This window comes from Paenibacillus solani (assembly GCF_001277345.1).
In the GTDB taxonomy this organism is placed as follows: Bacteria; Bacillota; Bacilli; order Paenibacillales; family Paenibacillaceae; genus Paenibacillus_AQ; species Paenibacillus_AQ solani.
This window is the reverse complement of the sequence record NZ_LIUT01000008.1, coordinates 242,874-254,886: the sequence shown is the minus strand read 5'-3', so window position 1 is coordinate 254,886 and position 12,013 is coordinate 242,874. Positions and strand designations below refer to the sequence as shown.

Below are 12,013 nucleotides of genomic sequence, written 5' to 3'. Positions count from 1 at the left end.
GCCAACCGTAACGATAAACTCGCAGCTGCCGCCCCAATCATGATTAGATTATCTTTGTACTGAATCGTAACTGACTGCTTGTAAGACCATCCGTTCGTTCGATGACTTCCAGACACTTCCCAAGCGATGCCTGAGCATGCTCGATTGTGTGCGCAATAGCTCCTTTACGCTGTTCCTCAAATATAGTGATCAAAGGTCAACACTCCTTAGTGTTAGTTTTTTATTCAAAACAGATGCCGCTAATGTCCCTTCCAAGATGATAATCCAAAGCAAAAAGCGTCAAAAACATGGAACTGTTCTTGACGCTTCTATATAACAGCCACTTTGTGCCTTGCCTATAGAGGAGGGTATACCGTCTCGCAGCACCCACATATGGGTATGGCCAATTTCCTAGTCATGCAGAGGTTCTGCGACTAAGCAGAAGCTCTATCTCCTCTGGAGAGGAGGGCCGGTAAAAGTAATAGCCTTGTCCGATCTGGCAGCCATATTGCCGTAGCATATCGAACTCCTCTTGAATTTCGATGCCTTCGCAGATGACCTGCAGATTCATGCTATGTCCAATATCAATGATAAGCTTGACGATCGAAGCAGCAGGAACAGCCGTCGTCAATTCCCGTGTAAACGAACGGTCGATCTTAAGAAAGTCTACAGGCATATGCCGCAAGACGCTCAGGGAGGAGTACCCCGTTCCAAAATCGTCGATTGATATTTTCACACCTTGACGCTTGAGTTCTCCGAGAATCGTAATCGATTCATTCAGATTCTGCACCATACTTTCCGTAACCTCCAGCTCCAGAAGAGCGGGCTCAAAGTCTGTCTCTTCTAAGATACGTAACACTCTTGAAGCAAATTTAGGCGACTTAAACTGACGGATCGAGATATTGACAGCTAATGTAAGGTCGGGGTTTCCAGCTCTCTGCCAGCTCTTCACCTGCCTGCATGCCTCGCTAAGAACCCATTCACCCAGCTCAACGATGGCTCCGGTATGCTCAGCCAGTGGAATGAATACGGATGGCGAAATCTGCCCAAGCTCCGGATGTGTCCAACGCAGCAGTGCTTCCACTCCCCGGATTCTCCTCGTGTTCATTTCCACCAATGGCTGATAATGAACGCTAAACTCCTTCTTGGTCAATGCGCTCCGCAGATCGTTTTCCAACTTGACTTGACGCAGAAGCTCCTCGCTCCGGATGGCCGAGAAAAATCGAAATCCGTTCTTTTCTCCGCTCTTAACACTGTACATCGCTTTGTCAGCGTACTGAATCAGCGTTTCGGCATCACTTGCATCCTTCGGATGCAGACTGATCCCGATACTCAGCGTCGAATAAATCTGTTTCTGGTCAATCTGAAATGGGGTCCGAAACGCATGCAGCAGCCTTCCCGCCAGCTCTTCAATCTCTTCCTCCTGCTGGAAGCGCATGATCAGTACGAACTCGTCACCCGCATAACGGGAAATGAAGCAGACATGGCCAACCGTTTCGCGCAGAAGACTGGCAACGTCCCGCAGCATCTGATCCCCTGCATTATGGCCCATCATATCGTTAACGTTCTTAAAATGGTCAAGATCAAGAAACAGAACAGCCATCTGCGCTTCGCCGGACATCTCCTCTATCATCCGCTGCTTGAGCAATTCGCGATTTGGTAATCTGGTGAGCGTATCATAGTAAGCAATATGCTCCAGCTTGCCGAAAGCTTGGTTAAGTTTTGTATTCAACTCTACATTAACCTCGTTCTCTTTCTCCAGGTTCCGGAAGTAAAATGCCAGTAAAGAATAAAGGACCGAATTCACAATGATACCGATTACAATCGGACGAATCATCTCCATCGACTCTTTGAGAGAATAAGATAGTGTGAAATAAATTAAATATCCTGCGACTAGGTATAACGGTAGAGGTGATGGCAGGAGGAATGCGAGCAGAATCAGCGATAGGTTCATAACCCCGATCAGCCTATCAAAAGATAATTCCGGGAGTGCGTTAAAGAATGCAAAAAAAGCGACACCGGCCAGCACATATTTGAGCGATATCGGTCTGACAAGAATCGATGTAAAGATAAAACCAACGAAGATGAGGGCGTAGGCCAGGCCAAGCGAACTGTTAACATCTTTAATCAAATTCATGGAAAGAGTGATTGTTGAGAACATGATAACGATATTTGGCGTGAGATGCATAAGGCGCTTTGTCCAAACCTTCGGCAATTTCATAGATCGACACCTCGTTCGGCTAAAATAAGTTTATTATTGTAAACAACATTCCATATCAGAACGGATTTTCCCTCTAAATATGTTTAATTTCTCCAATCCTAATAGAATAGTAGACCCAAGTGCCCCAATTCCTGGGATTATTCCTCTACGTTCTAACTCATAATTGGGCATTTTACGCTAGCACCTTACTCACTTATGTAACAGCTCCATGAATCTATGGAGAGAGAAAAATCCTACGCCTCTTCTTATATTACATATATTTACAATTTAAAGCATTAATTTTGTGACGATTTTATTAAAAATACAATAAATATCCAATTTTTACTTAATTTCTTGTTATTTCGATATATCATTTCATTTTTTTACAAATTAACCCTCTTCCTATCAATTTAAAAATACTGTACCATTTTCTGTAATCAAATGGGGTTGTATCCATATTTTTCTCTCCTGAAGGGGGCGAACCATGAATAAGATCATTCGAATGTCCAAACTTCTTCATCCCAAAACAGGGAAAGCGATCATGCTTCCAATTGATCACGGAACAACGTTTGGTCCTATCCAGGGACTGCGAAACATTCCTGATCTCGTCGAACAAGCTTGTGAGAATCAAGTACAGGCAATTATCGGCCACAAAGGCTCCTTGTACTGGGCATTGCGATCAGGCTTATCAGCCCCACCCACCGAGTTTATTCTTCACATGTCGGCATCCACCTCCATGAGCAAGGACCCTACCTTCAAGCAAATCATCACGAGCCTGGAGCATGCCCTTTCGCTTGGAGTCACCGCCGTATCCGTTCACCTCAACTTCGGGGTTCCTGAGGAAGCTGTCATGCTGAGAGAGTTCGGTCAGCTCTCCGATCAGGCTTACAAATGGGGAATGCCGCTGCTTGCAATGGTGAATGTACATCAAGAGCAGCGCCGTGCAGAACATATTGCCCATGCCGTAAGGGTGGTAGGTGAATTAGGGGGAGATTTGGTCAAAGTTGAGTATCCTGGCGATCAAAGCTCTCTGCTTGATGTCATGGGTTCCTTCCCTATTCCTGTTCTCATCGCAGGTGGCACCCAAGCCGCAGACAAGCTGCAATGGTTTGAGGAGATCCATGCTGCCATGTTAGCTGGAGCCAAAGGGATCTGTCCAGGAAGAAATGTGTTTGGAGATAAGGATCCGTCAAGAATGCTTCAGGCTATAAACCTGCTCATTCATGAACGAAAAAAACCTGCCGATGTGTTCGAGATGTACGAAGCAAGCAGCGGTTTGACTGTATTTTAACGATATAAGGAGGAAGCCATGAATTCTATTGCGAGGGCAAATCCACCACAGACTCAAGTAATGGGCGCAGTTCTACATGGAGAGAAGACTCATATCCAATCCTTGTCTACATTTTTTGATAATTGGCATGACCGTGGCACTACGATCGAATACGTATCCCCAGAAGAAGTTCAAGAATATCACTTGCATGCTCTGAATTTGACTCTGCAGTATGTGTGGGATAACAACGCTTATTACAGAGACCAGCTAATCCAAGCTGGGTTTGATAGTCCTCAGCTGGATTCCCTACAGGATTTGAGCCGGGTTCCCTTCTTAATCAAAGACACCCTTCAGGGTGACAAGGACAAGCTGCTCTGCTGTGACAGCAGGAAAATCGGACAGGTCCATACAACTTCCGGCACCACGGGACAGCCACTATATCTTTCATATTCCTTGGCAGATCAATTTATCCATGAATTCATTCCCAAGTACACCACTTTGTTTGACGACCATGAAAATGATGTTGTCGGCATTGCCCTGCCTTATGAATTTTCTCAAGCAGCCCTAGGCTTTCAGCGATTATATCAATTCATATACGGGGCTACCGTTCTCTCTTTGGGAAAGGGTGGCTATCTCTCAACAATAGATAAGACCCTCGACATCCTAAAGGTATACAACGCAACGATTCTGATCACCACCCCATCCTACGCTTCTATTTTGGCAGAGGAATGCGAGAAGCTAGGCATTGTGCTTGGCGAAGATATCCGCTTGAAGAAAATATGGATCACTGGTGAGGGTTGTTCTCCCCAATTCCGTAACCGGCTGGAGGACTGGTGGAAATGCCCCGTACACTTCTTGTACGGCTCTACGGAGATCGGTGTGATCGGCGTAGAGTGTTCCGAACATCACGGATATCACCTTGCGGAAGGGCATGTCAAAGTCGAGGTGGTCGATATTCAATCTGGAGAACCGCTTGCATACGGGGAAGTCGGCGAAATCGTAATGACCTCGCTCCTTAAGGAAGCGATGCCTTTCATCCGTTACCGCACCGGCGACATCGGATATTTGGAAAAGTCTAATTGCTCGCTTGGCATTCAGCTGGATACCCTCCACCTCAGAGGAAGAATGGCAGGGCAGCTGGAGATTGACGGCAAACCGGTATCACCAATGATGCTTGAGCATTTCTTAATGGAAGTTCCGGATATATCGATGTGGTATCACTTCATCCTGGATGAGGAAGGTTTTACGATTGAGGTAGAGCCCTTCAAAACAGATCTGACAGAAGAGGAGATCGCAGAGAAAGTGCAGCGTCATATGAAACAGAAGATCGGTCTTGATTTTCGCGTGAAGGTCACAAGCCAACTGCCGCGTACATACAGCAAAGTAAATCGTATCATTAGGAAGCCAAATTAATGACTCTATTAAATAAGGAGTTTTGAACATGATTATTGATGGACATGCCCATGTCTCCCCGTCCAGCTTTTCCAGCCCTGAGACATTACTGGAGGAATTGAAAGCCGCCCAGGTGGACAAAGCGCTAATCGTCCCTGGTGGAATGCTTGATGTGAGAAAAATGAGCAGCTACATTACCGGCAAGAGCAAACCAGAGAGCCTGGAACCTCGCAATGATTTTGTACTGGAGACCATTCGTAAATATCCGGACGTATTCTACGGCTTTTGCTGTATGAATCCGAATCAACCGGTCAACGATGCCCTCGAAGAGCTGCAAAAAGCAAGCCATGATGGCTTCAAGGGTTTAAAACTCTCCCCGCTGGTGCATCAGTTCTCATTCTACGACCAGGTCACCAAGGAACTGGCCGCGCTATGTGGAGAGTTGAATATGTGTTTTTACACGCATGTTATCGTCTCCCCCGATGTCAGTACGCCGGCTTTGGGCAAGCTCGCCAAAGAATTTCCAAAAACAAATTTCGTATTCGGCCATATGGGTTTCGGCCCCTTGGACAACGAAGCGATTGAATTGTCAGCTACGACCGACAACTTGTTTCTGGAAACGTCCACAGCTAACTCATTAGCTATAAAAATCGCTGCAGCACAAGCGGGTCCTAACAAAATGTTTTATGGCTCAGAATTCCCGCTGTCCGATCCGTACACGGAGAAAGTGAAAATCGAACGGCTCCCTATTTCCTCATCGGATAAAGAAAAAATCTTTTCCGGCACATTGTCCAGCTTGCTGGGACTATAACATGCGACGAGAGGCTCGAATTACGGGTAGGGCAAGAAACTGAACACAAAATTTAAACGAAGAGGTACAGAGACCATGAATAATAAAAAGGTTTGGTTTGATGCGAGAACGGTCGCGGGCGACCATTACGGAGACTTTATCGCGCTGGTGAATCAGCAAAGCTGCTTTCACGCAGTTCTGCTCTATCCTCATCAGGTGGAGAAATATCCGATTTCCGATCGACTTACAACGGCCGTCATGATTGAAGACATTGAAGAAGCGAAGCAGGTCGATGAACAAGCGAAGGATACATATATTTGGATTTCCGAGAATCTCTCCGTTCTTGATGCCCTTAAGAAGATGGGTTTAAAGACCGGTTGGTACGTGAAAATCTACGATCAAGATACAATGAATAAGGCTTGCGATTTGGGCAAGGACAACCCTCACCTCATTCTGGAGTTCAAGGATGATACCAATATCCCGCTCGAGCTGGTGTTAGCCAAATTGCAGCCGGAAGATGTTGAAATACTCAAGCAGGTATCCAGTGCAGAAAGCGGCCGTATTTCTTCCGATGTTATGGAAAGCGGATCCGATGGTGTATTACTTGCAAGTGAATCGATAGGAGAAATTATGTCTATGAATGAGATCGTGTCGAAGAGTCGTATGGAGAAGCTGGAAATCGTAAAGGCAACCGTCACAAAAGTCGTACATATCGGAGCAGGTGAGAGAGCCTGCATTGATACGACCAGCCTGCTGACTGAAAAAGAAAGTATGATCATAGGATCGACTTCTTCCGGAGGACTGCTGGTATGCAGTGAAACCCACTACTTGCCTTATATGAACACCCGTCCATTTCGGGTTAATGCCGGAGCCGTGCACTCCTATGTCTGGTGCCCTGGCGGAATGACGGAATATATTACGGACATGAGGGTCGGTACCCAAGTGCTGGCCGTTGACTATGACGGAAACGCTCGTACGGTCAACGTTGGACGAATGAAAATCGAAGTCAGGCCCTTATTGTTAATTGAAGCGGAGTATGAAGGACAAACAATCAACACCATCGTGCAGGACGACTGGCATATCCGAATATTCGATGGAGACCGGCAGCCTAAAAGTGCTACAACCTTCCAGGAGGGCGATTCTATTCTCGCTTATGTCTGTGAACCCGGCAGACATGTCGGCGTAAAAATTACGGAAACCATCACCGAATGTTAAGCGGAAACCCTATCGGCTCTTAGCAAGGAGGACCTTGAATGATAACAAAGGAATACAGCGAAATTCATAGAGCCCGTTTCGGATATTTAATGAAGAGAATTAAGAATTCCCCCCTCTATCGGAGCAAACTGGACGGCATGGAGCTGAGCGGGGTGACCCTCGAGGACATCCACCGTCTTCCGTTCACGACGAAGAAAGAACTGCGCGAGGCTGGGCAGTGGGGGATATTGGCTGTAAGTAAGAAGGATATCGCTCAATATCATGAATCATCGGGTTCCTCAGGCATTCCGAGCATTGCGTGGTTTACCCGAAATGACCTGATCCGCGGCGGAACTCAGCTTCGTCGCACGGGCAACGGTCTGACTTCTAATGATTTGGTACTGAATCGCTTTCCCTATGCGCTGTCTCTGCCGGCTTTCTACATTCAGGAAGCTGCCTGGCAGGCTGGCGCAGGTATCGTCCCGTCTAGCAGCCGGAACACCATCACCCATTATCCTAAGGTGCTGGAACTGATCAGCCAGCTGGAGTGCACTGTTATTGCCGGGCTTCCGCGTGAAATGGAGCTTCTTGCAGAGACTGCAAGACTGCTGGGAATCGATTGCAAATCGTCCTTTCCCCATCTGCGTGCAATCTGGGTTGCCGGAGAGCTCTTCGCTGATGCCCGCAAGCGGCATATTGAGAACTTGTGGGGAGTGCCCGTCTATAACTTTTTTGGGTCCACGGAAACGGGAAACATTGCGACGATGTGTTCCCAGGGCAGTTTGCATATTTCCGAGAAAGATTTCCATCTTGAAATGTTGGAGCTGGATTCGCCCACTCCGGTTGAGTATGCCGATCTCGGCCGGCTGGTGGTTACGACATTATCCCACGAGGGCTCCCCGCTGCTGCGTTATGTGAACGAAGATCTGGTTAACATTCGTACTGAAGCTTGCTCGTGCGGACATACCGGCCGAATTCTGACTCACTATGGGCGTATCAGCGATCTGTTCTATAGGAATGGCGTATATCTGACCGCCAAGGATATTCACGAGAGTATATATTCCCTGCCGAATGTCCCGGCTGCATGGAACTGCCTGCAAACTGCGGACGGGCTGGAGATTCGGTTGGACGTATCGGATGGCTCTTTGAACATAAGAGAGACGGAAGAACGCCTGGCATCTTCTTTGCAGTTAGCAGTCAATGTCGTTGACCAATCAGGCATGCTGTTAGACCCTGCACAGCTGACGCAGCAAGAGGCCAGCCGCAAGCCTGTCTATATTATCTAAATAGTTTCTATTTCAGATCCATATCATTGGTTTCTTAATACAGTTATGTTTATGTTTTAGTTTGTGGTGTTTGCCGGAGCGTCCCGCCATGATCATTCCATTGGCTGCTCTCACAGGTAGAATGACATTCGGAGAAACAGACTGATGGATTGTTTACAAGGAGGTATGACGTAATGGGAGATTTCGATCACACGCCGTGCGACTCTGCATACGCCTTGGTCTACGAGCTTATTATGGCAACCGATGGCCGAACGACCGATCTGTTGGAAACCATAGTCAACGGCTCCTTGACTCCAAAGGTCATCCGGCAGGAAGTAATCCATCCGAGTATGGCAGCTGGCGAAATGATATACAGAGAGTCGGTCCTTCTTGATTCATTAGGGAATGCTATCTCACATAACTTCGTATTTCTAAAGCCCGAGTCCATGCCTGCAGACTTGCTGGATGAGCTGCTGTTAGATAAGGAACCTATCGGGAAGATTATGAAAAGACTGAACGTGTTTAGCCGCAGGACGGTTAAAGCTGCGGGCTGGCGGCCGGCAGACCAAATCACCAACCTGGAGGGAGAGCCTGCCGAAACCATATTTTTTAGCCCAAACGCCATGATCCCTTACAAGACCTACTCGGTTCAGTTCTCCGGTTGTGAAGATTCCGGTATGGAACTGCTGGAATACTTCAATCCGAGCTTGGTGGAGCATTACCTTCGTTCCAGAGAAGTAAGTTGGACTGGCCTGGAAAGGGTAAGGTAAATAGGCGACCAAGTACCGCCAAAAGCTTGCCCTCCGTATGTTTCTCATTTTCGTTGCAATGGAAAGCCTGAGTGTGGAAAGGTGCATGGAGCGGCTCATAGCCTGCAACCTTTTCATACCCGATTCAGGAGCTTAGGGGCTATGATCAACAGCAGCATACACAACAAACACAGCAGGCCACCGACGTAATCGGTGGCCTGCTTATTCATCTATTGAACCTCCACAACGGTAACCAATGGTGACAGCTGTATGAGAGGTATGATGTTCTCTATTTTGTAGTCCCCAGGCAGCTTAATGGAAATGTCCAGCGCGAGTTCGGAAGACTCCTTCAGCTTCTCCGTATGAAATTGCAGAACCGTTATATCTCTTTCCTTGAGGAAACTCATAATATAGTCAATCGCCCCCGGCTCATCCGTCAACCGTATGGATAACTGTTCTGTCTTGGGGCCCTCCAACCAGTTGATTCTGCTATGCAGCAGCTTCTGAGCGACCAATATGAGAATTGTCGTGCCTATCCCTACGATATAGAGATCCGCGCCAATGGCCATACCTATCCCCGCAGTCGACCATATCCCGGCAGCTGTCGTCAAGCCCTTCACCATCTGCCGCTGCATGAATATCATGCCTGCCCCGAGAAATCCGACTCCGCTAACCACTTGAGCCGCAATCCGTGACGGATCCAGTCCCACGCCGTTCTTGCCGATGATGTCTTCAAAACCGTATTTGGATATGATCACCATTAGAGCCGCTCCTACAGCAACGACAAAGTGAGTTCTAATCCCTGCCTCTTTCATCCTGCTCTTTCGCTCGTATCCGATACACATCCCACAAACACCGGCCAACACAACGCGCAATAGAAATCCAAACTCCATGAAACTCCTCCTTGTTCCATAAAATAGACATCAGTTCCGTTTACCATTTCTTAGAGAATAACACGATGTTGGAACAAGTCCAAGGCGACCACTTAGGTAGGCGGCAGTTATTAGGGGGAGTTAGGCGACTAGTATTAGAGCCATCCTTCGCGGATGACCCTTTCTCATAGACCCGTTTACTTAACTAACTTTATCTTCAGTTTAGCCCTTAAAGATCAGATTAGATACTTGCTTGCGCAGCTGCTTTTTATCCACCTTATCCACGACTGTTCGGGGTAAAGAATTCAGGATGAACAGCTGAGTTGGCCATTTGTGCTTTGCGAGAATGGGTTCGCAGTATACCTGCAGTTGTTCCAAATTCAAGCTGCCTCCATTCCGCAGCACTACACAAGCGACGAGTTCCTCACCTTCGCAGGGAAGTGGAAGTCCGATCACCGCACAGTCACTAACCGTCTCATGCGTTGAGATCGCCTGCTCTACTTCGGCGCAGTACACGTTAGACCCACCTACGATAACCATGTCTTTCAGTCGATCCAAAACGTACAGATAGCCATCGCCATCAAAACAGCCAACGTCTCCGGTACGGAGCCAGCTGCCCTGCATGGCTTCACTAGATGCCACTGGTTGGCGCCAATACCCAGTCATCATCTGCGCTCCACGAACAACGATTTCTCCAGGCTCGTTTATTTCGGCATCCCGTCCTTCCTCATTGATAATCCGAACTTGAAAGGCTTGTTCTCCCTGGGCGGCTAGATCAGCTGGACGACCTACGGATCGAAGACGCATCGGATCGTTCAGATGATGGATGGGAAATAATCGGCTGATAGACATCCCGCATTCCGCTTGCGAATAGTTGTTGACAATCGACGCTCCTGGAAATTGAACAATCGATTCCCGCAGAATTTCCTCCGCAATGATGGATCCTCCGCAACCGATCACTTTCAGGCTTGTCATATCTAAGCCAGTTGCAGACGCCTGTTGTGTAAGATCACGAAGCAGTTTGCCAACCGTGCTGAGGTGCGTAATCCGGTCCCGTTCTACTGCCGCAAGTATGCGGTGCACGTTGGCCGGATACTCATCCAGAAACACTAGACAACCTCCGGAAGCCATGGTTGCCCACAACTGAAATTGCCCAACAAGATGCGATATATTGAGGAGCAACACACGGCGTCCCATATCGTAACCGAACCCAACCGAGGGAGTAAGTTGATTCCAGGCTGTCATGCCACGATGGGAATGCATAACTCCCTTTGGCCTACCTGTTGTTCCGCCTGTATAGATCAGAACGGCTGTGTCATCAGCACTTCGTTTGTAAGCACCAACAGGAGGTGATGTAAGATCCTTCCGCAAAATAAAACTCAGCGATATAGAAATCGCACAATTTTCTTCAGTTGTATACAGTTTTGGTGGATTAGAGAGAATTTGTACCGTAGAGTTAGCCGTATCTGCATAACGATTGTCATGGATCAAGAACTTCGGTTCCGCGTCTTCAAGAATGGCCGCAATCTCAATTGCTGTTAGTAAAGGGGATGGAACAAGCGGGATTACACCGATTTCAACCGCAGCATAGAGCACGACCACAAGTTGGGGATCAGGATCTCCGAGGAGGGCAAGTCGATCACCAGGTCTGAGACCCTCGGAATATAGAGCGTAGCTGAGCTGTTTAGCTAGGCGATAAAGTTCCCCATAAGTTAGTATTTGACCATGACGCATAAGCGCTGGTGCCTCAGGGTACAGTCTTGCTGCCAATGGTAATCGTTCAGACAAAAGCATGTAATCCCCCCAATTCTTAAATTTATATTATTCAGGTATAAAGACTCGGAATAACAAGAGGATACCATATATACGGGAAGATTGGTCATTAGTATTTCCAATAAAATACATCAACCCTGCTGATAAATTGTACAAGTATTCATCTAAGCACACTTATTGTCACTTGCGATATAGTTCATCATTATCTATCATGCCAAGAAACTTTCGTTCAGGCTGACGATACTGCCCATCTTATTTCTTATTGGATGGACTTTACACAACTCCGTTGCAGATATGGCTTTTTCTTGATAATGAAAAGAAACCTCATACAAAACGCCCTCAGATTATGAAGTGTACCCCTTAAAATAGACATTGGAAAACCCCCTGGTTATTCCGATGAATTCTAGGGGGTGTATTTCTATAGTAATGAAGGATCAGGCCGCTCAAGAAAACTGATATGCTCCCATCATAGTAGACAGTAGAAAAAACAAAACTCTACTTCTACCATGATGGGAGTTTTTGTAATGTC

The 12,013-nt window shown here is 47.1% G+C and carries 10 protein-coding genes; 6 read left to right on the top strand and 4 right to left on the bottom strand.

The genetic code is table 11. The annotated features are described in order from the left end of the window. Positions 1–43: 43 nt before the first annotated feature. Positions 44–193: a hypothetical protein gene (locus AM231_RS29315; RefSeq protein ID WP_165593472.1), complete on the bottom strand. Its 150-nt coding sequence runs from the start codon at positions 191–193 to the stop codon at positions 44–46. Between the two features lie 201 nt (positions 194–394). After that, a complete protein-coding gene (locus tag AM231_RS25275; protein WP_207383689.1) occupies positions 395–2,116 on the bottom strand; it encodes a putative bifunctional diguanylate cyclase/phosphodiesterase in 1,722 nt (573 codons plus the stop codon). 547 nt (positions 2,117–2,663) lie between these two features. Here AM231_RS25275 and AM231_RS25270 point away from each other — a divergent pair. The 6 genes from AM231_RS25270 (at position 2,664) to AM231_RS25245 (ending at position 8,860) form a co-directional block, all read left to right on the top strand. After that, positions 2,664–3,470: a class I fructose-bisphosphate aldolase gene (locus tag AM231_RS25270; RefSeq protein WP_054405140.1), complete on the top strand. Its 807-nt coding sequence runs from the start codon at positions 2,664–2,666 to the stop codon at positions 3,468–3,470. A gap of 18 nt (positions 3,471–3,488) precedes the next feature. Next, positions 3,489–4,862, top strand: a complete 1,374-nt coding sequence (locus tag AM231_RS25265) for a phenylacetate--CoA ligase family protein (protein ID WP_242615307.1) — start codon at positions 3,489–3,491, stop codon at positions 4,860–4,862. 28 nt (positions 4,863–4,890) lie between these two features. Next, complete coding sequence (locus AM231_RS25260) at positions 4,891–5,652, top strand: amidohydrolase family protein (protein WP_054405139.1); 762 nt, start codon at positions 4,891–4,893, stop codon at positions 5,650–5,652. Between the two features lie 75 nt (positions 5,653–5,727). Beyond that, positions 5,728–6,846, top strand: coding sequence for a 3-dehydroquinate synthase II domain-containing protein (locus AM231_RS25255; protein WP_054405138.1), 1,119 nt, complete (start codon positions 5,728–5,730; stop codon positions 6,844–6,846). Positions 6,847–6,884: 38 nt separating this feature from the next. Continuing rightward, positions 6,885–8,111, top strand: a complete 1,227-nt coding sequence (locus tag AM231_RS25250) for a phenylacetate--CoA ligase family protein (protein WP_054405137.1) — start codon at positions 6,885–6,887, stop codon at positions 8,109–8,111. 173 nt (positions 8,112–8,284) lie between these two features. Next, positions 8,285–8,860 carry a hypothetical protein gene (locus AM231_RS25245; protein WP_053490841.1) on the top strand — a complete coding sequence of 192 codons (576 nt, stop codon included), beginning with the start codon at positions 8,285–8,287 and terminating at the stop codon, positions 8,858–8,860. Positions 8,861–9,069: 209 nt separating this feature from the next. On the opposite strand, the gene AM231_RS25240 is transcribed toward AM231_RS25245, so the two are convergent. Both AM231_RS25240 and AM231_RS25235 read right to left on the bottom strand, forming a co-directional pair. After that, positions 9,070–9,732 (bottom strand): MgtC/SapB family protein, encoded by a 663-nt coding sequence (locus AM231_RS25240; protein WP_053490840.1) that lies wholly within the window; start codon positions 9,730–9,732, stop codon positions 9,070–9,072. Between the two features lie 201 nt (positions 9,733–9,933). Then, positions 9,934–11,499: a class I adenylate-forming enzyme family protein gene (locus AM231_RS25235; protein ID WP_165593471.1), complete on the bottom strand. Its 1,566-nt coding sequence runs from the start codon at positions 11,497–11,499 to the stop codon at positions 9,934–9,936. Positions 11,500–12,013: the final 514 nt, after the last annotated feature.